A 24,133-nucleotide genomic window follows, 5' to 3' on the forward strand; every position below is an offset into this window, starting at 1 on the left:
TCGCCGAACTGGAGCGGCGCTGCGGCCCCACCTACGAGCAGGACGGCTTCGGCAGCCTGGGCACGTCGTTCACGCTGAAGTCCAAGCACGACGACGACGGCCCCGGCGGGTCGTTCGTCGTGGGGGAGGAGTTCGAGATCCACACGAACGTCGCCGGCCAGACCTGGAGCATCACCTTCGCCGACAACGGCAAGGTCTTCTTCACCGGCGACGACGTCTCGACGACCACGGGCATCCGGGAGCAGCACCCGACGGCCAACCAGCCCGGCGTCACCCAGCACATGACCGCCGACGCGCTGGACCACACCACCGGCGAGACCATCCACGGCTTCCTGGACGTGCTGCCGGTCCCGGGCTGCGGCGGCTGACAGCGCACGCCGCGGCCGGTTCCTCAGCCGCGGCGGCGCAGCTGCGCCAGCGCTTCCGCGTCCAGCGGCCCGTCGCGCTCGGCCAGCCGGACCCCGATCCGCTCCCGCTCCTCCGCCGTCCGGTTCCCGCCGAACTTGAACTTCGCCCGCACCGCGGTCACCGTGAATTCGATGCCCCGGATCCCCGGCAGCAGCCGCCGGTCCGGGAACTCCGCCGCCGCGCTCACCGGCGCCCGCGAACCGTCGGGCTCGAAGTGCCGCAGCTGCCGGTCCAGCAGCGCCGCCTTCTCCGCCGCGTCGTCGACCAGCCGGACGTCCCCCTCGAACTGCACCGTCGCGTAGTACGACGTCGGCACGCCGAACGCCGGATCCCCGCTCGCGTTCCAGTCCGCCCGGACGTACGTGTAGTCGCCGACCACCGTCAGCAGCGCCCGCGGGTGCTCCTCCAGCAGCGGCCAGATCGGGTTCGGCCGGGCCAGGTGCGTGACGATCGTGCGGTCGCCGTCGAAGGCGAAGTGCGCCGGCGTCACCACCGGCAGGTCACGGCCGCGGCCGCCGGCGATCAGCTGGCCGAAGTCGTGCCCGGACAGCCACGCCCGCCACTCGTCGGCGGTGGCCGCGTCCCACGGGTGGATCAGCATGGCCCGAGTATCCAGCAGCCAAGTGGCCTCGCCAGAGGGCCATTTCCGGCCTACTTCTGATGGCCACTTTCGGCGAGTTCGTCCTCGGCGAGGATCTCCGCGACCGACTTCCGCCGCGAAGGAGCTGCCGAGGACGCGTCCAGCGCCCCGCCCGGCTTCAGCTCGCGGACCGTGAAGTACAGCCAGCCGAGCAGCGCCATCGCGCCGAAGGCGATCCACTGCAGCGCGTACGACAGGAACGGCCCCGAGTCCGTCTGCGGCAGCGGCAGCGCGCCGAGCACCCCGGGCTGGCCGACATCGAGCTGGAAGTACCCCGGCCGGATGTCGAGCCCGCCCGCGCGCCCCACTACCCGGGAGTCGACGACGTAGCTCTGCAGCCGCCCGCCGGTCGACGCGTCGGCGAACGCGTCGCGGTTCTTCGGGTCCGTCTCGTCGGCGCGCACCCGTGCCGTCACCGTGACCGTCCCGGGCGGCGGCGGGGCGAACGGCAGCGCGGCCGACTTGCTGTCCAGCCGGACGTAGCCGCGGTCGACCAGCACGATGGTGCCGTCGGTGGTCCGCATCGGCGTGAGCACCTCGAACGCGCCCTCGCCCTGGACCGTCCGCAGCCGCGCGACGACCTCCTTGTCCGGCAGGTACTGGCCGGTGATCGAGACGAGGTGCCATTCGGTGCGCTGACCGGGCGCGGTCCCCGGCGGCAGCAGCTGCGCGAGCGGCACCGGCGCGGCGGTGAACGACGTCTCCAGCGCGGCGTTCTGCTGCTCGCGCTCGGCGTTGCGGCTGAACTGCCACGGCGAGAGCAGCGTGAAGCAGCAGACGGCGAAGGTGAAGACCACCGCCGTCAGCGCCAGCCACCCGGGCCGGAGGAGGAACCGCAACCGCACCCCACCACGGTAGCCCGTGCCGCTCGCCGTCCGTCGCGGGCTGTGACGTCTAGCTCCGCGAACGCACCCAATCCAGCAAACCGGGCACCGCGCGCTCGACCATGCCGAGGACGTCTTCGAAGCCGTCGTCGCCGCCGTAGTAGGGGTCCGGGACCTCGGCACCTTCGGGCGCCGACGGGTCGAACGACCGCACCAGCCGCACCTTCGCCGGGTCGCCGACCCGCGACCGCAGGAACTCGAGGTGGCCTTCGTCCGCGGCGAGCAGCAGGTCGGCGGCGAGGTCTTCGTCGGACACCTCGGACGCGACGTGCGCGGTGGGGTAGCCGTGTGCCTTCAGCGTCGCGCGGGCCCGCTTGTCGGCGGGCTCCCCGGCGTGCCAGGGGCCGGTGCCGGCGCTGCTGACGCGGACGGCGTCGGCGAGACCGGCGTCGGCGAGCTTGGCCCGGAACACCAGCTCGGCCATCGGGGAGCGGCAGATGTTGCCGGAGCAGACGAAGACGATGTGCGTCACGTCCCGAGCGTAACGACCGCCCGCCACGGCCCCCTGCGTAACCACCGGGTTCACCCGGTCACCCGCCCGCTCGGCGGTATCCGCGCCCCGCGGCGCCCACTTAGCGTCGATCGGGCGAGGACGCGAACCGGAAGGAGAGCGATCATGCACGGGTGCTGCTCGAAGTGCACCGGTCAGGGCTGCGGCTGCTGCGGCAACTGCAACTGACCCACCCGGGCGCCGCGGCGGCTCGCAGCCGCCGGGGCGCCCCTAAGCCGAACAGGTCGCCGACGTCGCTTCGCCCAGAGCGCGCGCGTGCAGGGTGTCGAACCGGTGGAAGCCGTCCACGACGGCCGCCGTCACCAGCTGCCGGACCGGGCACGAGCGCGCCGCCCGCGCCGGTACCGTCGCCGCCAGCTCGGTGAGCAGGCCCGTGTTGAGCCCGTCGATGACCGGGCGGATCTGCCCGAGGTCCGGGCGGGTCGTCGGCGCCTCCGCCGGGTGCGCGTCCCAACGGGCGTACAGGCCGCGCTGCACCAGCTTGTTCGCCTCGATCTGGGCGCGGAAGAACCGGACCGCGTCCGCCGGGTCGAGGCCGAGGCCGGGCGCCCGCGACGCCACCGAGTCGTAGATCTGCTGCTCCCGCACCGGGTCGTCGATCGGCGACGGCGTGCCGTACTTCGCCGCCGCCACCTGGTCGGCGATCGCGACGCGCTGCGCCGCCAGGTCCGTGAGCCGCCACAGTGACGATTCCACCGACGATCCGACCGACGATTCCACCGGCGACTCCGACGCCGGAGCCGGGGCTGCGAAGAGCGCGGAAGCGGCGAGCACCGCCGTCACCGTGACGAGCAAGGACCGAAGGCGCATGGTCCCGGACGGTACATGCCAAAATCTCCGGGTGCCCGCCATCTCCGAAGTCATTTCCGTGCTGGAACGGGCGTACCCGCCCGAGCTCGCCGAGTCATGGGACGCCGTCGGCCTCGTCTGCGGCGACCCGGCCGAGCCGGTGGACAGCGTGCTGTTCTGCGTCGACCCCGTCGCCGAGACCGTCGACGAAGCCGTCGAGATCGGCGCGCAGCTGATCGTCGCGCACCACCCGCTGCTGCTGCGCGGGGTGCACGGCGTGCCTGCCGACACCGCCAAGGGCTCGCTGGTCCACCGGATGATCCGCGAGGGCATCGCCCTCTACTGCGCGCACACCAACGCCGACTCCGCCGACCCCGGCGTCTCGGATGCCCTCGCCCAGGCCATCGGGCTGCGCGTCACCGGCCCGCTCGAACCGAAGGCCGACGGCGTCACCGGCCTCGGCCGCATCGGCGAACTGCCCGAGCCCGAGCCGTTCGCGGTGTTCGTCCAGCGCGTCGCCGACGCCCTGCCCGCGACCGCGCCCGGCGTGCTCGGCGCGGGCGATGCGGACCGGCCGATCCGCACCGTGGCCGTCTCCGGCGGGGCCGGGGACTCCTACCTGAAGCAGGCCACCGCGGCCGGCGTCGACGCCTACGTCACCGCCGACCTGCGGCATCACCCCGCCGGCGAGCACCTGGCCGGCCGGGGCCCGGTGCCCGCGCTGGTCGGGCTGACCCACTGGGCCAGCGAATGGCCCTGGTGCGGGCAAGCCTCGGCGGTCGTGGCGGAGGCGTTTGCGGGTAACGTCGACACCTGCGTCTCCACGCGGTGCACCGACCCGTGGACCGTCCGCGCCGAGCGCACATCGATTTAGAGGAGCACCGTGAAGGCCGAACCCGCCGTGCAGCGCCAGTTGCTCGAGCTCGCCAAGGTGGACGCCGAGCTCTCGCGCACCGCGCACCGCCGCCGCACCCTGCCCGAGCTGGCCGAGATCGACGCGGGGGAGAAGACCGTCCGCGAGCGTCGCGACGCGCTCGTGTCGGTGGAGACCGCCGCCTCCGACCTCGACCGCGAGATCGCCCGGCAGGAGAAGGAGATCGAGTCGGTGCGCGCCCGCGAGGACCGCGACCGCAAGCTCCTGGCGTCCGGCTCGGTCAACTCCAAGCAGATGACCGACATCGAGCACGAGCTGCAGTCGCTGGAGCGCCGCCAGGGCGCGCTGGAGGACGACCTGCTGGAGCTGATGGAGCAGCGCGAGGCCCTCGGCCTGGACGCCCAGCGCACCGGCGCCGAGGTCGACAAGGCCGAGGCCGAGGTCGCCGCCGCGATCACCCGCCGCGACGAGGCGTTCAAGGACCTCGACACCACCCGCGCGCGCCGCACCGAGGACCGCGAAAAGCTGGTGCCGCGCTTCCCCGAGCCGCTGCTCAAGCTGTACGAGCGCGTCCGCGAGCACAAGGGCATCGGCGCCGCGCTGCTGCGGGCCCGCCGCTGCGGCGCCTGCCAGCTGGAGCTGGACCGCAACACGGTGAGCGAGATCAAGGCCGCGCCGGAGGACGAGGTCATCCAGTGCGAGAACTGCGGCGCGATCCTGGTCCGGACCCTGGAGTCGGGTCTGTGACCTCGCACGTCATCGTCGAAGCCGACGGCGGCTCCCGCGGCAACCCCGGGCCCGCCGGCTACGGCGCGGTGGTCAAGGACAGCGACGGCGAAGTCCTCGCCGAGCGTAAGCAGAGCCTCGGCGTGGTCACCAACAACGTCGCCGAATACAACGGGCTGATCGCCGGCCTGGCCGCGGCGGCCGAGCTCGGTGCGTCCACTGTGGACGTCCGGATGGACTCGAAGCTCGTGGTGGAGCAGATGTCCGGGCGCTGGAAGATCAAGCACCCGGACATGCAGCCGCTGGCCGAGCGGGCCAAGGAGCTGGCCGCGGGCTTCTCGCGCGTCAAGTACGAGTGGATCCCGCGGGCGCAGAACTCCCACGCCGACCGGCTGGCCAACGAGGCCATGGACGCCGCGACCGGCAAGCCCGCCGCCGGACGGCCCGACAAGCCGAAGCTGCCGACGCGCCGCCCCGACCGCGCGCCGGTGGCCTGGACCGGCGCGAAGGGCACCCCGACCCGGCTGCTCCTGCTGCGCCACGGCCAGACCGAGATGTCGGCGCTGCGCCGCTACTCCGGCCGCGGCGACGTCCCGCTGACCGAGCTGGGCCGGACGCAGGCCGCCGCCGCGGCCAAGCGGCTGGCCGCGATGGACGGCCTGGTCGTCGACGGCGAGGCCGTGCCGATCATCTCCTCGCCGCTCACCCGCACGAAGCAGACCGCGCAGGCGGTCGCCGACGCCCTCGGCGGCCGCGTCGAGACCCACCCCGGCCTGATCGAGACGGACTTCGGCGAGTGGGAGGGCCTGACGTTCGCCGAAGCGGCCGACCGCGACCCCGAACTGCACTCCTCGTGGCTGGGCGACAGCTCGGTGCCGCCGCCCGGCGGGGAGAGCTTCGACGTCGTCCACCGGCGCGTCCGCAAGGCCCGCGACGAGCTCATCGCCGAGCACGGCGGCCGGACGTTGCTGCTGGTCAGCCACGTGACGCCGATCAAGACACTGCTCCGGATGGGCCTCGACGCCGGACCGCAGCTGCTGTTCCGGCTGCACCTGGACCTGGCGTCGCTGTCGGTCGTCGAGTTCTACCCGGACGGGAACGCGTCGGTCCGGCTCGTCAACGACACCTCGCACCTGGTCTGACCGGGAATAATGTGGGGTGGATCACGCTCAACACCGACGCGTGGCCGACCCCGGATGGGGTATTGGCTACAGTGTCTCGACCGCGTCGCCGCGGTGGCGGGTCCGCCGACGGACCCACTCAGGGGGCGCCAGCTCGCGCGTATCCCACCGGCAGAAGCCTGCGGGCGGAACAGTGACGAGGACATGACGGCTAGCGCACTCACCGAGACCTCCCCGAGCGACGTCCCCGAGGACCCGGCCACCACCACGGCCACCCGCGGCTGGGCCGCGCGGCTGGCGCCGGTGCTGGCCGTGCTCGCCGGCGTCGCGGCGGTCGCCGTCCACGCCACCCGCTACGGCCACTGGATCGTCGACGACGCCGCCATCACCTTCTCCTACGCCCGCAGCTTCGCCGACGGCCTCGGCCCGGTGCTGCAGCCGGGCGCCCCGCCGGTCGAAGGCTTCTCCGACCCGACGTGGATGGTGCTGCTCGGCCTCGGCAAGCTCGTCGGGCTCTTCGACCACGGCGCGATCTTCGGCATCCCGGACTACGTGCTGTTCCCGAAGGCGCTCGGCCTGCTGTTCACCGGCGGCGTGCTGACGGCCTGCCACATCGCGGCCAAGCAGATCTTCACCCGCTTCGCGTGGCTGGCGACGCTGGTCGTCGGCCTGACGCTGGCGACGATCCCCTCGTACGTCATCTGGGTCGTCTCGGGCCTGGAGAACTCGCTGTTCGCGTTCGCCGTCGTGACGCTGGGCGTGACGCTGTTCGTCGCGGTTCGCCACGACCGGCTCCTGACCCCCAAGATCGCGCTGTGGGCCGGGGTCATGGTCGCGTTCGCCGCGCTGACCCGCCCGGAGGGCCTGATCTACGCGGGCGCGTACCCGCTGGCGGCGCTGTTCCTGCTGCGCTCCGGGCTGTTCTGGAAGAGCTTCCGGCTCGCGCTGCTGTCGGTGGCGGCGTTCGCCGTGCCGTTCGGCGCGTACGTCGTCTGGCGGCACTCGGAGTTCGGGCGGCTGCTGGCCAACCCGTCGGTGGCCAAGCAGCAGGGCCTGCCCGGGTTCGACGCGGTGAAGCGGCCGTTCGAGCTGGTCGGCTACGCGGGCTGGGCCGGCGTGATCGCGCTGGCGCTCGTCATCGGTTTCGCGCTGGCCAAGGCGCCGTGGCGGCGGTCGCTGGTCGCGCTGCTGGTGCCGCTGGGGCTGGGGATCGTCGCCTACGGCGTGATGGTCGCCGACTGGATGTACCAGCACCGGTTCGCCAGCCCGATCTGGCCGCTCGCGGTGATCGCGGGCACGCTGTCGGCCGGTGAGCTGCTGCGGCACCGGCAGGCGCTGCTGCGCGTCGGCGTCGTCGTGGTGCTGGTGGGTGCGTTCGTCCCGTCGGCGATCGGGTTCGCGGCCGCGGCGGACAAGTTCGCGAAGAACCCGAACATCACCGCGTGCCTGGTGGCCGACCGGTTCGGCCGCGGCTTCAACACCTACGCGGACATCCTGGGCCTGCAGAAGGCGTCGCTGCTGCTGCCGGACCTCGGCGGCTCGTCGATGACCAGCCGGCTCGAGCTGGTCGACATGGCGGGGCTGGTCAACAAGCCGATCGCCGACCTGGTGCACGACAACGACCTGCAGGGCCTGCGCGACTACGTGTTCGACACGGTCAAGCCGACGTTCATCCACTCGTGGGGCCCGTGGGCGGCGGGCAACGGCATCGCCCTCGACCCGCGGCTCGACCGCGACTACCTGCTGATCTACTCGTCGCCGATCGAGGGCCTGCGCAACGGCGACTGGGTGCGTCGCGACGCGGTCACCGACCCGGCGAAGCTGAAGGCGGCCCAGGACTACGCGGCGAAGACGATCCCGGCCGTGGCCGCGGACCGCTTCGGCGGCCCGCTGGACGACTGCGGCGCGACGATGAAGCCGGGCCAGACGATCACGATGCCCAGCTGAGTCCCAGCCAGAGCGCAACGGTCGCGACGGCGAGGCTCAGCGGGGTGGTGAGCACGCCCAGGACGTGGAACGTCTTGAAGGAGGGCGGCTTCGGGAGCGTGCGGCGCCACAGCAGGGTCGCCAGTGAGCCGAGGTAGCTCGCGTTCGGGCCGATGTTGACGCCGAGCAGCACGGCCAGCAGCACGCCCGGCGCCGGGTGCGGGCCCAGCACCGACAGCAGGATGAGCGTGGCGGGCAGGTTGTTGACCAGGTTGGCCAGCAGCGCCGCCACACCGGCGGCGACCAGCAGGTCGACCAGTCCGGTGGACGTCGGCAGGACGTTCCGGAGAACCCCGCCGAGGACGTGCTCCGAAACGGCCTCGACCACGACGGCCAGGCCCAGCACGAACAGGCACAGCTGCGGAGCCGCCTCGGTGACCAGCTGCCACGGCCGGATCTTGCCCCGCGCGACGGCCCGCACGCCGAGGACCAAGGCGGCCAGCGCGGCTATCCAGACGGGTTCGACGTGCCCGAGCTGCCCGACCGCGAACCCGGCGAGCGTCAGCCCGAGGACGACGAGGGCGAACGTCGGCGTCTCGAGGTGCTGCCGCGGCTCCGGCGTCTCGCGCGGCCGCAGATCGGCTTTGAAGAACCAGAGGAAGACGAGCAGTTCGACGCCGATCGTGACGAGCCACGGGAGCGCCATCAGCGCGGTGAACCCGGCGAAGGTCAGCCCGGACGCGGCGAAGGCGAGCAGGTTGGTCAGGTTGGAGACGGGCAGCAGCGTCGACGCCGAGTTGGCCAGGTGCGCGCAGGCGTAGACGTGCGGCCGCGCGGGCAGTTCCAGGCTGGTGGCGGTGGCGAGGACGACGGGCGTGAGCAGCACGACGGTGGCATCGAGGCTGAGGATCGCGGTAACCCCGGCCGCGGCGGCGAAGGTGAGGACGAGCAACCGCCGCGGCCGCCCGTGGCACGCCTCGGCGAGCCGGTTGCCGAGCCAGGAGAAGACGCCGTCGACACTGGCCAAAAAGGACAAAAGCAGAATGGCGGCCAGAAACCCCAGGGTGGGCAGGATTTCCACGGCCCGCTCCCCGGCGGCGCCGGGGCGGACAAGGCCGAGAAGAAGGGCAACACCGGCAGCGGGAACAGCGGCGACGGCTTCGGGCCACCCGCGCGGCCGGACGATGGCGAAGACCAGCACACCGGCCAGGAGAAGCAGGCTGGCCGCACCCGCGAGGAGAGTCACGCGTTCACGCTAACTGCGCGGGGTTTCCGTCGGTGCCCCCGGGTAGCATGGAAGACGGGGGGCGGCGCCCCGCGCTCGAGCGAGAATCACCTGCCGTCGCTAGGTACCCGCGCCGGTTTCCGCCGTTCGCTCGGCCGGAAAGCGCCGGGGGTGCTCGGCCGGATGGGTAGGCTCGGTCGCGAGTCCGAAGTGGACCCGTGTCCGAAGTGACGCCCGCGACCGCAACGCCTCGGCGGCCGGCGCGCACCAGAGGCCACGACCTCGGCAGCCTGCGTGCGAACCCGATCCCGGCTCGCAGCCGGGCTCAGCGGCCGTCCACCCGCTGCGAAGACTTCGCCAGCGCCCCACCCAGCTCAGCCCGCCCCGGAATCCCCAGCTTCCGGTAAGCCCCCGACAGGTGCAGCTCCACCGTCCGCCGCGTCAAGTGCAGGGCCGTCGCGATCTCCCGGTTCGTCAGCCCCTGCGCCGCCATCACCGCGATCCGGTTCTCCTGCCGGGTCAGCCCGTGCTCGTTGTCCTTCGCCGGCGTCAACGCCCGCCGGGCCGAGCGCAGCTCCTCCGCCGCCCGGCGGGCCAGTGGCCTGGCTCCGCACTGCTCGCTCAGCTCCACCGCCTGCCGGAGCGTCTCGATCGCCTTCTCGGACTGGCCGTGCCGGGCCTGCAGCGTCCCCAGCTCCGTCAACGCCGTCGCCAGCTGCAACCGCGATGGCGATGTCCGCAGCGTCGTGATCGCCTTCTGCAGCGCCCGCTCGGCTTCGTCGTCCTCGCGGACCAGGCCCAGCGTCGTCAGCGCCGTGCCCAGCGGCCGGGGTGCGCCCCAGCGGGCCGCGGCGTTGATGTCCTCTTCGGCCAGCCGGGCCGCGTCGTCGGTCTGGCCCAAAGCCAGCGCCGCCCGTGCCGCGTGCGCTCGCCAGGGCACGAACCCCGGGAACCGCATCCCGTGGTGCGCCAGGCGCCGCCCGCAGCTCAGCAGGTCCTCGAACCCGAACCGCGTGTAGCCCGTCGCCACGCGCAGGCGGCCGCGGGCGTACAGCAGGTACGTGTGCGTGAACAGGCCCTGGCTGGCCACGAAGTCCATCCGGTCCAGCAGCGACGTCGCCGCCTCGAAGCGGCCGAGGTCCACCCAGCACTCGACCAGCTTCGCCGCGCACAGCACGCCGACCGGGCAGGTCGTCGTGCCGCCGCGCTCGTCGAAGCGGCGCAGCAGCGATTCGAAGTGGACGCTCGCCCGCTGCAGGTCGCCGCTGGCCTGCAGGGCGATCCCGCGGGCCAGGGTCGGCAGCGCGCCGTGCGGCACGTGCACGTCCCACGGCTCGCGGTCGACGTCGAGGACCCGGCACAGCCGGTCGACGTGCGCCGGCTCGTCCGAGAGGACCGCCGTCGCCAGCGTGAAGAAGTAGTGCTGCTCGAACAGCTCGCCGTCGTTGCCGGAGTCCCCGGCCGAAGACAGCGCGTCGGCGAAGTGGCCGACGGCTTCCTGCGCGGACTCGCCGCTGCGGACCGCGTCCAAGGCCAGCAGCGCCGACCGGCTGCGCTGGGCGGCCGGGTCGGTCAGCGGCGCCCACTGCTCCTCGAAGTCGCGGAACTCCGGCGGCGGGCCGAGCCGGCTGCCGGCCTCGGCGAGGTAGGTCATGCACAGCAGCGGCCACACCGCGTCCGGGCCGCCCGCGTCGAGCCGGGCCGCGATCTGGCCCGCCGCGCTGATCCCGAGCCGGGCGTCCTGGCCGCCGCACAGCGACAGCAGCATCGCGGTGGCGATGTACGCGGCCGTCTCGCGGTTGCCGACCGTGTCGACGGCTTCCCGCACCCGCTTGGCCGCGCCGGGCGGGTCGAACTGGAACTCCGCGTGCGCGAGCTGCAGCAGCACGGCCATCCGGCGCCCGGACGTCAGCCGCTCCTCCAGCGCCCGCCGCAGGTGCCGCGCGGCCAGCTCGGGCCGTCCGGAGAACACGGCGTCGCGCGCGCTCAGCCGCAGCACGTCCACCGCCCACGGGATGCGGATCGACGTCGCTTCCAGCAGGTGGGCAGCGACGCGCTCGGGCAGGGCCCCCGCCTCGGTCAGCAGCTTGGCCGCCCGGGAGTGGTTGACCGCCCTTGTCGTCTGCGGCATGTCCTTGAGCAGCGAGTTGCGGACGAACGAGTAGGTCAGCGTCGGCTGGTCGCTGTTGTTCAGCACGTGCAGCCGGACCAGGGTGTCGATCGCCTGCAGCGCGTCGAGCTCGTCGACGCCGGCCAGCCGGGCCAGCAGGTCGAAGCCGGCGTCCTCGCCGAGGATGGCCGCCGCGTGCAGGATGGCCGGCGCGTGCGGGAACTCCTGGATCCGCGTGACGAGCACCTGCCCGATCAGCGACGAACCGAGCTCGTGCGGGTCCGCGCCGGGCAGCAGCCGCGGCCGCAGCGCCTGCAGCAGCACCGGGTTGCCGCCGGTCGCCTCGCGGCAGGCGGAGGCCAGCTCGCCGGGGGCGAGGCCGAGGATCTCCGCCGCGGCCGCGTCGCCGAGGCCGTTGAGGGTGATCGTGACCGGCGTGCTCCCCACCATGTCCAGCATCGCGACCTCGCGGTGCTGCGGGTAGCCGATCACGGACGTCAGCACGAGCAGCACCGGCAGGTCGAGGACGCGGTTGCGGAGGTAGGCCAGGCACCGCATGGACCAGGCGTCGGCCAGGTGGACGTTGTCGATGGCGAGGAACAGCGGACCCCGCTCGGTCGCGTCGCGGACGATCCGGAAGAACAGGTCGAGCGCTTCGCTCTCGCCCGCGGTCCCGCACAGCTCGGTGACGGGCGGGCGCGGCGGCGACCCGGGCCCCTCGAGCGCGTCGGCCAGCTGGCGGACGACGCCGCCGGGCAGGTGGCTCTCCAACCGCGACCCGGTGGCCATCGCGACGGTGAAGCCCGCGTCCTCGGCCAGCGCCGCGGCGGTCCGCAGGGTGGCGCTCTTGCCCATGCCGAACTCGCCGGCCAGCACGGAGCTGGCGGCCGCGCCGCCCAGCACGACCGGGAAGAGGCCGGTCAGGCGGCCGAGCTCGGGCTCGCGGCCGGGGAGCCGCGGGGCGGGACGCTTCGGTACCGAAGCCCCGCTGCCGGGGTGCTCGGGATTTACTTCGGTATCCACCGTAAGGACTTTCATGTTGGGTTGGGGCAGACTACTGGAAACCGGCCGACCACGGGAGTGACCGCGGTGCGCGGCCGGTACCGGCCACGACCTGACCAGGGGAGACGATGGACGCAGCGGATGCGACGCGGATCTTCCCGGCGGACGGCCGGTGCGCGCAGAGGGCCATCGCGGCCACGCCGAGCGCCAGCAGGACGAGCGGACCCGCCGTGGGCCCCTGCAGGGCCGCCGGCCCGGCCGGCTTCCGGCGCCGGGCCGACCCCTCGCCCGGTGGCAGGTAGCCCAGCCGCACCGCCTCGGCCAGCGCGCCGGTGACCGGGGTGAACCCGGCGACCCGGCTCCGGCAGCGGGCGCAGCCGCGCAGGTGGGCTTCGAACCCTTCCGGATCTTCGTGGACGCCGAGCCCGTAGGCCGCGGCGTCCCCCTTCCGCCCCTTCATCGGACCGTCACTTCCCCGAGCGCCTTCCGCAATTGCCGCATCGCCGTGTACAACCGCGATTTGACAGTTCCTTCTGGAATTCCAAGAATTTCAGCTGCCTGCCGAACGGTGTTTCCGGCGAGATAAGTCTCGTAGATGACGGACTGATATTTCGCGTCCAGTTCACGCAATGCCCGAGTAATCGTTAGCGCGGCTAACGAGCTGTCCGTGCGATCGGTGGACTCGGCGTTTTCCGGGATCTCCAGAGCGACCTCCTGCGGGCGGACGCGGCGATTCCTCCAGCCGTCGATGACGATCCGCCGGGCCACCGTGAGCAGCCATCCGCGCAGCATTCCGGGCTCGCGCTCGAGCGTGTCGGAGTGCTGCCAGGCGCGGATCATGGTCTCCTGCACCACGTCTTCGGTCCACTGCCGGTCGTGGTTGGTCAGGGCCAGTACCTGCGCAAACAGGGTGGCGCGGAAGTCCTTGTAGAGCAGTGGGACCAAGTCGTCCCCCGCGGCGGGGCCGGTGTCGACCGCGGTGGCGGCCGACGCGTAGCCGACCTGGCCGCGACTTCTTCTGCCCAGTGCTTCCATAAAGCTCGCAACCTCACCTGATCGGCGGACCGTAGGGTCATCGGAGCGTAGCGCAAAAACACTTAATAGGCCATATGCATCAGTTTCCCGCTCTAATTCGACCCGGCATCGAAGGGTTCGATCAGCCGACGCCCACAATGGGTCTTTGTGATGCACGTCACAGGTCACTAAAAGGTGACGGATAGAACCGGATCACACCCACACTCCGTAACAGGTGGTGAGGACTCCTTTGCGAAGGGACAACAGGGATGCCGCTCCGATTCCTGGCGGTGCTGGCCGCGTCGGCCGCGTTCGTGCTGGGCTGCGCCCTCCCGGCGTCGGCCGGGGAGCTGCAGCAGACCGACCGCGCCCTGCTGACCCGGCTCAAGCAGCACACGCTGTGGGCGGTGCCGTCGAGCAGGCTCGCCGCCGAGCGGGCCACCAACCGGCGCGTGCGTGCCGTCGCCGTCCGCATCGCCGACGACGAGGCACGCCTCGACGTCGCCCTGCGCGCGGTCGCCGACCGGCTCGCCGTCACCCTGCCGGGGGAGCCGACCGACCGGGAGCGCGGCTGGGCGGGCGAGATCGCCGCCGGCTCCGGCGACACCTTCGACCGCGCCTACGTCAACCGCCTCCGCGCCGAGTACGGCACCCTCTTCGGCCTCGCCTCCGACGTCCGCGCCGGCACCCGCGACGACGACGTCCGCGCGTTCGCCCAGACCGCCGTCGACACCTCCCTCGGGCACCTGACGCTCCTGGAGAGCACCGGGCTCGCCGAGACCACGTCCCTGCTCGTCTCCGCCACCGAGGACGACACCCTCGGCGGCGGGGCCGTCGCCGCCGGCGCCGTTCTCGTGGCCCTCGCCGCCGTCGCCACGTTCGGCCTGCTCCGCCTGCTCGGAACCCCCGGCAGGCCCTCGCCGCGCACCCGGAGGTAAGCCGCCCCATGTCCCCATCCGCCGCGCTGATCCCGGTGTCGCCGCACGACACCGGGATCGCCGAGGCCGCCGCGCTCTCCGGCCGCCTCACCTACCTCTGCATGTGCCTGGCGCTGTGCTGGGGCGTCCTGGCCGCCACCGGCTGGGTCCGCCGGTTCAGCGGCCAGGAGGCGATCCGCACCGGCCACGTCGTGCTCGCCGCGTTCACCCTGGCGACCGGCACCCTGCACGGGCTGACCTTCCTCTTCCTGGAGGACGACCCCTTCGGCGTCGCCGATCTGCTCGTGCCCTTCTACGACGGCACCCCGCGGCACGCGCTGGGCATCGCCGGGCTCGAGCTCGTCATCGCCGTGTCCGTGACCGCGGCCCTGCGCCGCGCCACCGGCGAAGGCCGCTGGCTGCGCTTCCACCAGGTGGGCTACCTCGCCATCGGGCTGCTCGCCGTGCACGCCTGGCTCGGCGCCATCGCGAGCGGGCACCTGGCCGTCGGCTGGCTCGCCGGCCTCACGCTGCTCACGCCGCCGGTGCTGCTGTCGGTCCTGCGGGTGCTGCCCGCGGCCGTGCTCGCTCGCGCCGGGCTGGTCACGCCGCCGCCCACCGGTGACGGCCCGGAGCCGGCCACCGTGCGCGTCGACGTCGACAGCCAGCGCTGCCACGCCTACGGGGTCTGCCAGGCCGAGGCACCCCAGGTCTTCCAGCTCGGCCAGGACGGGCAGCTCGCCTACGAACGGCGTCCGGGCGCCCAGCTGGTCCCGCACGTCCAGGCCGCCGCGCGCGCCTGCCCGATGAGAGCCATCCACCTGTTGGGAGCCACCCGATGAGCGAACGCATCGTCATCGCCGGAGCCGGCCTGGCCGGCCTGCGCGCGGCCGAACGGCTGCGCGAACTCGGGTTCGACGGCGAAGTCGTCGTCCTCGGCGCCGAGCCCGACATCGCCTACCACCGCCCGGCGCTGTCCAAGCAGCTGCTCACCGGCGCCGTCAGCCGCGCCGACACGCTGCTCGCCGACCCGCTCGAGGTCGACGCCGAGTGGCGCTTCGACACGCCGGTCACCGGGCTTTCGCCGCAGCAGCAGGTCGTCCACCTCCGCGACGAGGAACTCCGCTACGACGGCCTGGTCATCGCCACCGGCGTCGAACCGCGCCGGATGCCCGGCGCGCCGCACGGCCACCCGCGCGTGGTCGTCGTCCGGACGCTGGCCGACACGATCGCGCTGCAGCGCGCCCTCGCCTCCAGTCCCGGCCCGGTCGCCGTCATCGGTGACGGCTTCATCGGCTGCGAAGTCGCCTCCAGCCTGCGCGAGATGAACCGGGAGGTCGTCCTCTTCGGCCGGGAGAGAGCCCTGCTGGCCGACGTACTCGGGCCCGACATCGGCGACTGGCTCACGGCGCTGCACACCGCCCGCGGCGTCCGCCTCGAACTCGGCACCACGATCCGCCGCTGGCGGCCCGCGCCGACGCACGTCGGCCTCGAGTTCGCCGACGGCCGCGCGATCCAGGTCGCCTGCGTCGTGGTCGCCGTGGGCAGCGTGCCCGCGGTGTCGTGGCTGCGCGGCGCCAAGCTGCCGCTCGACGACGGCGTCGTCTGCTCGGCGACCTGCCACGTGGTCGGCTCGTCGACGATCGTCGCGGCCGGCGACGTCGCCCGCTGGCCCAACCTCCGCTTCGACCCCGCGCCGCACCGCGAGGAGCACTGGCTCAACGCCGTGGAGATGAGCCGGGCCGCCGCCGAGAACCTCCTCACCGGGCCGCAGGGGTCGCGGGCCTACACGCCGGTGCCGCGCTACTGGTCCGAGCAGCACGGCGTCCGCATCCAGGTCGCCGGCCGCCCGTCGCTGGCCACCGACACCGTGTTGCTGGAGTCGCCGGTCCCGGGCACCCGGCCGATCACCGGCTTCGTGCGGCAGGGGAGGCTCGTCGGCCTGATCGGCCTCGACAGCCCCGCCGCCGTCTTGCACTGGACCGCCGAACTGGCCCGCCAGCACCCGGTGCCCGCCGAGCCGCCGCCCGAGGTCCGGCCCCGCCACCACACCGAGGCCGTGGCCGGGTACTGAGCTACCATCCAGCCTGCGGACGAGCTGGCAGGGCGGTCGCGGGCCGGGGCGACCCGGCCCGAGGAAAGTCCGGACTCCACAGGGCAGGGTGGTTGCTAACGGCAACCCGGGGTGACCCGCGGGAAAGTGCCACAGAAAACAGACCGCTCTCGCCTTCGGGCGGGGGTAAGGGTGAAACGGTGGTGTAAGAGACCACCAGCGTCCCGGGCGACCGGGACGGCTAGGTAAACCCCACCCGGAGCAAGGCCAAGAGGGAGCCCACGGGCTCCTGCGCAGGCGTTCGAGGACGGCCCGTCCGAGCCTGCGGGTAGGCCGCTGGAGCCTGCCGGCAACGGCAGGCCGAGATGGATGGCCGCCGCCCCGGAAGCCGCAAGGCGACCGGGGAACAGGATCCGGCTTACATGCCAGCTCGTCCGCCCTCACCCCGCACCGGAACAGTCGGCTCACGTACCCAGCCGGTCGGCCCGCGTGCCTGGAGGGTCGGCCCGCGTTCGGCTCCCGGCCAGGCCAACCGACCCTCTGGATACGCAAGCCGACCTTCCAGGTACGCAAGCCGACCCTCCGGGTACGCGGACCGACCCTCCGGGTACCGCGATTCCGGTTCCGCCGGGTGGTTACTCGGTAGTAGGGTGCCGCTATGGCGGGTGACGAGCAGCGGTTCAAGTCGGCTTTCGATTCCTTGCACGCCTTCGTGTACTTCGCGCCCGAAGTCGATGCCGCGCTCACCGGGACCGGGCTCCGGCCGGGCCGGATGCCGTACTTCGCGGGCCGGGCCGCGGCCATGGGAGCCGTCGGGGCCGAGGTCGTCGCGGCCACCTTCTACAACTTCAACCCCGAGGTCGTCGCGCGCACGATCCCGCGCGCCTGGACCCTCGCGACCCCCGAGCAGGTCCTCGACGCACGCCTCGAAGGCACCGACAAGGCCCTGACCCGCCTGCTGGGCGACCACGTGAAGAGCGACGAGGTCGCCGAAGCCGCCGAACTCGCGCGCGAAGCCGCCGCTGGGTGCACCGCGGAAGGACGTCCCCTCTACGCCGCCCACGCGGGGCTGGCCTGGCCGGGCGAGCCGCACCTCGTCCTCTGGCACGCCGTCACGCTGCTGCGCGAGCACCGCGGCGACGGCCACATCGCCGCCCTCGTCCTCGAAGGGCTCGGCGGGCTCGAAGCCCTCGTCACGCACAGCGCCACCGGACGCGGGTTCAACCTCGCCGCCGCGAAGCTCACCCGCGGCTGGACCGACGAGCAGTGGGCCGCCGCCGAGGGCAGGCTGACCGACCGCGGGATCCTCGCCGACAGCGCACTGACCGACGCGGGCGCCACGCTGCGCGATCGCATCGAGGTCGCCACCGAGACCGCCGCGCGGGGGCCGTGGGACCACCTGGGCCCGGAGCGGACCGCCCGGCTCGAGGAGCTGTGCCGCGGGCTGAGCCGTCGCGTCATCGAGGCCGGCGCCTTCCCCGAAGGCGTCTTCGCGCTCGGGCGACCTTAAACCTGGTCAAGATCACGCTATGTAGTGAAAAAGTTGTGAAGTTCGCGGCGCCCCGTGACGGACAGCACTCGCGGTCAAGATCGACATGGCCGCCGACCGGCGGACCGACGTCACAGAGCGGACTCGCGGGACACGGCCGTTCGTGTCATGCAACACTGTTCCAGGCCGCACAACGGCCACAGTGTCAGTACCCACAGTGAGCAAATCCCGGGCAATGGGGTGAGTTCGTCAGCACACTGAGAAGTATGGGTGGCCGGGGTTCAACCCGAGGGCCCTTGCCGCGATGATGGTGGGCGTGGAGATTTCGTGTGCCATCCGCGCCACGCCGGTTGACGAGCCAGCCGGTCTCTACGCAGCGCACTTTGACCACTACCCCTCGTAGCCCCCATGATGTTGTTCGAAGCACCGCCTGAGCCAGAACCGCGCGGCCCCCACCGCGCACCGGGAGTATCGCGATGATGACCTTGACCACCCTCGACACGCTGGCCGCCGGCGAACTGGGCACCGGAAACGTGCGCCAGTGGCTGCTTGACAACGTCATCCCCCTGGTGCTGCTGGCCGTCGCGCTCCTGCTCCTGTGGCTGGGCGGCGGCAAGGGCGACAACGCCGGTGTCATGCGCCGGCTCGCCGGCGTGGTCATCGCGCTCGCCATCATCGGTCTCGCGGTCAGCGGCGCGGGCGTGAACGTGGGCCAGTGGATCGCCGGCCTGTTCACCGGCTGAGGCGGCCCGCGTGCGCATCAGGACTGACGACGAGGTCTACCGGGTCGACGCCGTGTGGCTCGGCCCCCCGAAAGCGACTTTTCCCTGGAGAGCCCGGTACGTCGCCTGGCTCATCGGCATCCCGACGTTCTTCGTCGTGCTCGGCGTCGAACGCTGGGCGGGCTGGAGCTTCGGCTTCTTCTCGACGGCGTGGGGGTTCATCGCCACCATCGTGATCACCCGGCTGCTGACGGCCAAGATCAGCCACGAGCGCCCGCTCGGCGCCGTGGTCGCGATGGCGGGGCGCGAGCTCAACACCCCCCGGGCGCGGACCACGGGCGTGGGCGGCGCGGTCAGCGCCAGCCGCGTCCGGGTGCGGGCCGAACGCCCGCTGCCGAAGCACCGCCGCAGGCGGCAGTACCAGCACCACGGCGGCCCGCCGGGTGCCGTTCCGCCCGTGCCTCCCGCTTCGGCGGGGGCGTTTCGCGGCACTGCGTCCAACGGCACTGCGTCACTCAACGGCACTAGGTCGATTCACCAGGGAGCACCACGAGCGCGCCGGAGCCGGGGCAACCCGTCTCGGGCCGGGAGGTAGTCGTTGTTCGGTCGCGGCGGTAGCCGAGGAAAACGGGGTCGGGACACCCACTCGGGCGCATGGCAACCGCCCGAGCAGGTCCGCGCGTCGCGGAACGGCTCGGGGAACAAGTCGCGCCTGACCGGCGAGCAGGCGATCCCCGCCTATACCCCGTCCATCGCGGTGCGAAGCATCGACGGGCACCTGGTCCGCACCGGCGTCGAGGTCTACGCCTGGTACCGGCTGGCGCCGCAGCGCTGGTCGTTCCGCTCGGACTCCCAGCGGCGCGACCTGATCGCGGCGATCGCGGGCCAGTACGCCGAGCTGCAGGGCCGCTGGCTGCACCTGCGCGTGACCAACCGGCCGTACCCGATCCGGATGTGGGCCGAGGCGCACGTCTACAACGCCCACAACCGCCCCGGCGACGTCCCGGGCGCGTTGTCGTTCGACGACTACCTGATCGGCGAGCAGCAGCAGCTGATGGGCCGCTCGATGGCCGAAAAAGAGGTCTACCTCGGCGTCCAGGTGCAGACCCGCCGCATGGTCGACCGCGCGGTCGAGCGGGCCGCGCCGGTGCTGCGCAAGATCCTGCCCGAGGCCGTCGACGCCGAGCTGACCGCGCTGGACTCCGAGGTCGAGCACCTCGACCAGGTCATCGGCAGCGCCGGGCTGGAAGGCCGTCCGGTGCACGCCGAGGAGATGTCCTGGCTGATGCACCGGTCCTGCTCGCTGGGCCTGCCCGCACCGCGGAACATGCCCGCCGTGCCGGGTGCGGCCTGGGAGCCGGAGGACCTGGCCAGCTTCACCGACGCCGCCGACTTCTACGCCGAGCCGTACGCGCCGACGGTGACCGTCCGCGGCCGCACCGGCTCCAACGCCGGTGTCTCGCGGCACCTGGCGATCCTCACCGTCGGGCAGATGCACGGCCTGCAGATCCCCGAGGTCGACGACCCCTGGATCCAGCACGCCGACCGCCTGCCGGCCGCGGTCGAGGTGTCGGCGCGCATCTACGTCCGGCGCCCCGAAGAGGTCGCCGGCGAGCTGCAGCGGCAGATGAACAAGGTCCGCTCGCAGGTCAAGCACTACACCGACGAGCACGAGCTGGAGCCACCGCAGTCGCTGTCCCGGCAGGCCGGGCGCGTGCTGGAGATCGACGACGAGATGACGTCGGGCTTCACCGCGCTCGCCACCCGCGTCCGCTCCTGGTGGCGGCTGGCGGTGTCCGGCCCGACCGAGCGCGACGCGCTGCGCCTGGCCCAGCAGCTGCTCGACCTGTACAAGCCGAAGATCGCCATCGAGCACCCCGAAGCCCAGTACGCGATGGCGCGCGAGTTCATCCCGGGCGAGCCGCTGGCCTCGGCGGCGTACATGCGCCGCGGCTCGGTGGTCTGGGCGTCCTCGGCGGTCCCGACGGCGACGGCCGAGGTGGGCGACCGCCGCGGCATCCTCCTCGGCGAGACCTGCACGGCGACCCGCCGCCCGGTGGCCTGGGACCCGTGGATGGCCCAGGAAATCCGCGACGGCTCCGGCCTGACCGCGATGGTCGCCGGCCTGGGTGGTGGTAAGTCGTTCCTCGGCGGCGGCATCGTCTACAAGACCCTGCGCGCGGGCGCGAACTGGACGATCCTCGACCCGTCCGGCCCGCTGTCGCGGCTGTGCGACCTGCCGGAGCTGCGGCCGTACGCGCGGCCGATCAACCTGCTCAACGCGCAGCCGGGGATCCTCAACCCGTACCGGGTGGTCGCCGAGCCGCTGATCGAGCACTTCATGGACGAGGACGACCCCGAGCGCTCCTGGCGCCGCGAAAAGGCCCTCGCGGGCGCGACGCGGCGGCGTCTGGTCCTGGACGTCCTGACCGGGGTGCTGCCGTACGAGGTGTCCCGGATGGCGCAGACCCGGATCGTGCTGCTGCGCGCGGTCCGCGCCGTCGGCGGCCGGTTCGACGCCGATCCGGGCCAGGTGATCGATGCCCTGCGCCGGGATTCGTCCGAGCACCACGAGCACGCGGGCGTCGTCGCGGACTTCCTGGACGAGATGCGCGAGCGGATGGCGTTGCTGATCCCGGAGTCGGACGCGGACCCGTACTCGGAGACCCGCGACGACCGGCTGACGGTCCTGACGATGGCCGGGCTGACCCTGCCGAAGGACGGCGTCCCCCGCGAGTACTGGACCGACGCGGAGTCCCTCGGCGTCGAGATGCTGAACCTGGCGGCGTGGCTGACCCAGCGGTCGGTGTACGAGAAGCCGAAGGAGATGCGCAAGGGCGTCTGGATCGACGAGGCGTTCTTCCTGTCCGAGGTGCCGACCGGCCGCGTGCTGATGAACCGCTTCGCGCGTGACTCGCGCAAGTGGAACGTCCGCGTGCTGCTGTCGTCCCAGATCCCGGCGGACTTCCTGAAGATCCAGGGTTTCGTGGCCCTGCTGGACTCGGTGTTCGTCGGTCGTCTCGACGACGACGACGCCCAGGCGGACGCCCTGCGGCTGCTGAAGGTCCCGGTCGGCGTCGGCTACGAGCAGGTCGTGGCCGCACTCGGCCGCCGTCCCGGCGCCCAGCGCGGCATCGAGCGGGACATCGAGCCCCGCCAGTTCATCTTCGGCGACGGCGCGGGCGGCGTGGAGCGCATCCGCGTCGACTTCTCGGGCCCGCACCTGGACCACCTGCGCGCGGTGATGGACACGACCCCGGGGTCGAAGGACGCGGCGTCCCCATCCCGCAGGCCGGGCAACGAGCTGGCGCTGCCGGCGGAGGAGAAGAAGCCGTACGTCGCGGTCCCGCCGGAGGACGACATCGAGCTGGAGCAGGACTTCGAGCTGGCGGCGGAACTGGAGGTCGGCCTGGCCGACGAGAACCTCCTGGGCGCCCCGGACCCATTGGCGACCGAAACGGGCGAGGTGGAGGGCGGAGTCCAGCCGTCCGGGCAACACGCCCGAACCGGCGGAAAGGGCGGCACCGGCCGGGACGCCGCATGAACGCGGCCCGGGAACGAGGCGTGCGCGCGGATCAGGGCGCGAGCCCCGGCCGCCGGGTCGCGGGCCGCCGCCCCGAGCCCGGTCGCGTCGCGACCGCGGGGGGTGCGGCATGAACACCCTGCTGACGTTGGCGGTGCTGCTGACGCTGGCCGCCGGGTGGCACGCCGTGAAACGCCGCATCAAGGAAGGGCCGCCTGCCCGGCGCGTGCCGAGCCGCAAGGCGACCATGTTCGCCGTCATGCTGGTCCTCGGCCTGCAGGCCATCGCAACCGCCCCGGCGGCGAGCGCGGCAGCCTGTGGCGAGGCACCGAACCCGGAACGCCCGGGTGCCGGGATGGTCGGCGCGATCGACCCGCCGGAAGGCCACGGCGAACCGAACAGCGCCTACATCGACTACAGCTACGCCGGCATGGTCTGGAACACCTTCGAGACCAACTGCTCGGGCCTCAACCTCACGCCCGCCGGGTCCACTTTGGACACCTGGGGCGGCAACCAGCTGTTCAACCTGGGCAAGAACATCGTCGGCGCGACCAACTCGCTGCACTACACGGTGCTCGAGGGCGGCCTGCTGAACCCGATCTACAACGCGGTGAAGTCCGGCGCCGAGAAGGTCTACAACAACATCTACGCCCAGCTGTTCGGCCTGGTCGCGCTGATCCTGTCGATCATGCTGTTCCGCAACATCTGGCGCGGTGACCTCGCGTCGGTCAGCAAGCGGGCGCTCTACGCGCTGGCCGGGGTGTGGCTGGCGGCGTCGTCACTGGCGATGCTGCGCTACTTCGACCCGATCGACAAAGCGATCGTCCAGACCACCACGAACATCCAGGCGGGCTTCGTCGACGACAGCGGTGACCGGATCATCCGCGACATCCTGCCCACCCAGCTCCACACGCAGATCGTCTACAACAACTGGCTGCGCGGGGAGTTCGGCACCCCCACGGCGCCGCAGGCCGAGCAGTACGGCAAGCCGCTGCTCGACGCGCAGGCGTTCACCCGCAACCAGCTGGTGAACGGCGACGACGGCAACCAGTCCGTCATCGACGGCAAGAAGAACGCCTACAAGGACATCTCCACCAAGCTCGGCCCCGCCACCGGCTACTTCACCGGCGAGGCGGGCGGCCGCACCGGAGCAGGCTTCCTCTCCCTCGGCCAGGCCCTCGTCTACTCCCTCTTCCAACTGCTGGCGAAGGCGTCAGTACTGCTGGCCCAGGTCCTCATCCGCCTCTTCGCGCTCACCGCCCCGCTGATCGGCCTCGTCGCCCTGCTGCACCCGGAAATCCTCCGCCGGGTTCTCAAGGTCGCCGGCGGTGTCGCCTTCAACCTCGTCGTGCTCTCCGTCCTCGCCGGTGTGCACGCCCTTCTGCTGCAAGCCATCTTCGACGCCGGGAACTCGCTGAACATGCTCACGCAGATGGTCCTCGCCGGGCTCATCACCGTGCTGCTGTTCATGGTCGGGCGGCCGGTGCGGCGGCTGTGGCAGATGGTCGAGATGTCGGTCAGCATGGTCGGCGCCGCCGTGCCGTCGCCCGGCGGCGGGATCTTCTCCCGGTTCCGGCGCAACCGCACCGGCCCGACCCCGCAGGACGAGTTCTGGCAGAACGTCCGCGACACCGACGACGTCGTCGACGGCGAGCAACGCGGCCCGCTCGGCGCCACCGCCGGCGGGGGCCGGTTCCGGCCCGAAGCCACGATCTTCGCCAACGCCCAGCGCCTCGACAACGGCTCCGGCGCCTCCCGCCCGGCCGCGGCCTGGTCCGGTGCGTGGCCGGGGTCCATCCCCCGTGGCTCCGCGGGCGCGCTGCCCGCGGGCGGCCGTCCCGGCGCGCCGGTGTTCGGCCAGTACAACCCGGCCAACGGCGATGGCGGCGAGTACGTCGTCGTCGGCGCCGGTGGCCGTCCGACGACGCGGGAGGAGAGCCGGCGGGTCGACACCTCGCCGGTGGCCGACCGGCGGTGGAGCGACGAGCCCGAGCCCGTCGTCGTGCCGTCCGACCTGCGCCCGCCCGAGTCGAGCTTCAGCGACTACGCGCCGCGCACGCCGGGTGTGCGTGCCCAGCCGCGCCGCGTCGATCCCGAGGTCGTCGCGGGCAAACCGGTGTTCGTGCTCTACCGGCCGTCGCGGGGCATCGAGGTCCGCGAGGAACCGCGGGACACCGACCAAGTTCTGGGGCGGTGACC

At 72.5% G+C, this 24,133-nt stretch carries 21 protein-coding genes and 1 other RNA gene; 14 read left to right on the plus strand and 8 right to left on the minus strand.

Annotation, left to right across the window (positions count from 1 at the left end; translation table 11 throughout):
• The first annotated feature begins 119 nt into the window (after positions 1-119).
• On the plus strand, positions 120-368 hold the full coding sequence (locus ABZX11_RS30845) for a hypothetical protein (RefSeq protein WP_354919479.1): 249 nt from the start codon (positions 120-122) through the stop codon (positions 366-368).
• Positions 369-391: 23 nt separating this feature from the next.
• Here ABZX11_RS30845 and ABZX11_RS30850 read toward each other — a convergent pair whose 3' ends face one another.
• The 4 genes from ABZX11_RS30850 to ABZX11_RS30865 form a co-directional block, all read right to left on the minus strand.
• The gene (locus ABZX11_RS30850; protein WP_354919482.1) at positions 392-1,009 is read right to left on the minus strand and encodes an FMN-binding negative transcriptional regulator; all 618 of its coding nucleotides are present in this window, start codon (positions 1,007-1,009) and stop codon (positions 392-394) included.
• Positions 1,010-1,059: 50 nt separating this feature from the next.
• Positions 1,060-1,893, minus strand: coding sequence for an SURF1 family cytochrome oxidase biogenesis protein (locus ABZX11_RS30855; RefSeq protein WP_354919485.1), 834 nt, complete (start codon positions 1,891-1,893; stop codon positions 1,060-1,062).
• A gap of 49 nt (positions 1,894-1,942) precedes the next feature.
• A complete protein-coding gene (locus tag ABZX11_RS30860; protein ID WP_354919488.1) occupies positions 1,943-2,404 on the minus strand; it encodes a low molecular weight protein-tyrosine-phosphatase in 462 nt (153 codons plus the stop codon).
• A 249-nt stretch (positions 2,405-2,653) separates the two neighbouring features.
• A complete protein-coding gene (locus tag ABZX11_RS30865) occupies positions 2,654-3,253 on the minus strand; it encodes a chorismate mutase (RefSeq protein ID WP_354919491.1) in 600 nt (199 codons plus the stop codon).
• 31 nt (positions 3,254-3,284) lie between these two features.
• Here ABZX11_RS30865 and ABZX11_RS30870 point away from each other — a divergent pair, with 31 nt between their 5' ends.
• The 4 genes from ABZX11_RS30870 to ABZX11_RS30885 all read left to right on the plus strand — a co-directional run bounded on the left by ABZX11_RS30870 (position 3,285) and on the right by ABZX11_RS30885 (position 7,900).
• The gene (locus ABZX11_RS30870) at positions 3,285-4,106 is read left to right on the plus strand and encodes a Nif3-like dinuclear metal center hexameric protein (RefSeq protein ID WP_176172876.1); all 822 of its coding nucleotides are present in this window, start codon (positions 3,285-3,287) and stop codon (positions 4,104-4,106) included.
• A 9-nt stretch (positions 4,107-4,115) separates the two neighbouring features.
• A complete protein-coding gene (locus tag ABZX11_RS30875) occupies positions 4,116-4,853 on the plus strand; it encodes a C4-type zinc ribbon domain-containing protein (RefSeq protein ID WP_176172875.1) in 738 nt (245 codons plus the stop codon).
• On the plus strand, positions 4,850-5,974 hold the full coding sequence (locus ABZX11_RS30880) for a bifunctional RNase H/acid phosphatase (RefSeq protein WP_354919495.1): 1,125 nt from the start codon (positions 4,850-4,852) through the stop codon (positions 5,972-5,974). Before ABZX11_RS30875 ends, ABZX11_RS30880 begins: the two co-directional genes overlap by 4 nt.
• Before the next feature lie 183 nt (positions 5,975-6,157).
• On the plus strand, positions 6,158-7,900 hold the full coding sequence (locus ABZX11_RS30885) for a hypothetical protein (RefSeq protein ID WP_354919498.1): 1,743 nt from the start codon (positions 6,158-6,160) through the stop codon (positions 7,898-7,900).
• Here the strand turns inward: ABZX11_RS30885 and ABZX11_RS30890 are convergent.
• From ABZX11_RS30890 to ABZX11_RS30905, 4 genes are all read right to left on the minus strand, one after another.
• Positions 7,884-9,125, minus strand: coding sequence for an SLC13 family permease (locus ABZX11_RS30890; protein ID WP_176172872.1), 1,242 nt, complete (start codon positions 9,123-9,125; stop codon positions 7,884-7,886). The genes ABZX11_RS30885 and ABZX11_RS30890 overlap by 17 nt on opposite strands.
• Positions 9,126-9,429: 304 nt before the next feature.
• Positions 9,430-12,237: a LuxR family transcriptional regulator gene (locus ABZX11_RS30895; RefSeq protein WP_176172871.1), complete on the minus strand. Its 2,808-nt coding sequence runs from the start codon at positions 12,235-12,237 to the stop codon at positions 9,430-9,432.
• A gap of 31 nt (positions 12,238-12,268) precedes the next feature.
• Complete coding sequence (locus ABZX11_RS30900; protein ID WP_176172870.1) at positions 12,269-12,676, minus strand: hypothetical protein; 408 nt, start codon at positions 12,674-12,676, stop codon at positions 12,269-12,271.
• Positions 12,673-13,251 (minus strand): sigma-70 family RNA polymerase sigma factor, encoded by a 579-nt coding sequence (locus ABZX11_RS30905; protein ID WP_176172869.1) that lies wholly within the window; start codon positions 13,249-13,251, stop codon positions 12,673-12,675. Before ABZX11_RS30905 ends, ABZX11_RS30900 begins: the two co-directional genes overlap by 4 nt.
• A 248-nt stretch (positions 13,252-13,499) precedes the next feature.
• Here ABZX11_RS30905 and ABZX11_RS30910 point away from each other — a divergent pair, with 248 nt between their 5' ends.
• The 9 genes from ABZX11_RS30910 to ABZX11_RS30950 all read left to right on the plus strand — a co-directional run bounded on the left by ABZX11_RS30910 (position 13,500) and on the right by ABZX11_RS30950 (position 24,131).
• Positions 13,500-14,168, plus strand: coding sequence for a DUF4142 domain-containing protein (locus ABZX11_RS30910; protein WP_354919504.1), 669 nt, complete (start codon positions 13,500-13,502; stop codon positions 14,166-14,168).
• 8 nt (positions 14,169-14,176) lie between these two features.
• Positions 14,177-14,989 carry a ferredoxin gene (locus ABZX11_RS30915; RefSeq protein ID WP_354919507.1) on the plus strand — a complete coding sequence of 271 codons (813 nt, stop codon included), beginning with the start codon at positions 14,177-14,179 and terminating at the stop codon, positions 14,987-14,989.
• The gene (locus ABZX11_RS30920; RefSeq protein WP_354919510.1) at positions 14,986-16,221 is read left to right on the plus strand and encodes an FAD/NAD(P)-binding oxidoreductase; all 1,236 of its coding nucleotides are present in this window, start codon (positions 14,986-14,988) and stop codon (positions 16,219-16,221) included. Before ABZX11_RS30915 ends, ABZX11_RS30920 begins: the two co-directional genes overlap by 4 nt.
• A gap of 20 nt (positions 16,222-16,241) precedes the next feature.
• Positions 16,242-16,637: RNase P RNA component class A (gene rnpB / locus ABZX11_RS30925), an RNA gene on the plus strand.
• Between the two features lie 221 nt (positions 16,638-16,858).
• Positions 16,859-17,710 (plus strand): hypothetical protein, encoded by an 852-nt coding sequence (locus ABZX11_RS30930; RefSeq protein WP_354919513.1) that lies wholly within the window; start codon positions 16,859-16,861, stop codon positions 17,708-17,710.
• Positions 17,711-18,165: 455 nt separating this feature from the next.
• Positions 18,166-18,432 carry a hypothetical protein gene (locus tag ABZX11_RS30935; protein ID WP_004562703.1) on the plus strand — a complete coding sequence of 89 codons (267 nt, stop codon included), beginning with the start codon at positions 18,166-18,168 and terminating at the stop codon, positions 18,430-18,432.
• A 10-nt stretch (positions 18,433-18,442) separates the two neighbouring features.
• Positions 18,443-19,006 carry a hypothetical protein gene (locus ABZX11_RS30940; RefSeq protein ID WP_176172864.1) on the plus strand — a complete coding sequence of 188 codons (564 nt, stop codon included), beginning with the start codon at positions 18,443-18,445 and terminating at the stop codon, positions 19,004-19,006.
• A gap of 3 nt (positions 19,007-19,009) precedes the next feature.
• Positions 19,010-21,955 carry an ATP-binding protein gene (locus ABZX11_RS30945; protein ID WP_176172863.1) on the plus strand — a complete coding sequence of 982 codons (2,946 nt, stop codon included), beginning with the start codon at positions 19,010-19,012 and terminating at the stop codon, positions 21,953-21,955.
• 109 nt (positions 21,956-22,064) lie between these two features.
• On the plus strand, positions 22,065-24,131 hold the full coding sequence (locus ABZX11_RS30950) for a magnesium transporter (RefSeq protein WP_354919517.1): 2,067 nt from the start codon (positions 22,065-22,067) through the stop codon (positions 24,129-24,131).
• Positions 24,132-24,133: the final 2 nt, after the last annotated feature.

This window comes from Amycolatopsis sp. NPDC004169, from assembly GCF_040610315.1.
Classification (GTDB): Bacteria; Actinomycetota; Actinomycetes; order Mycobacteriales; family Pseudonocardiaceae; genus Amycolatopsis.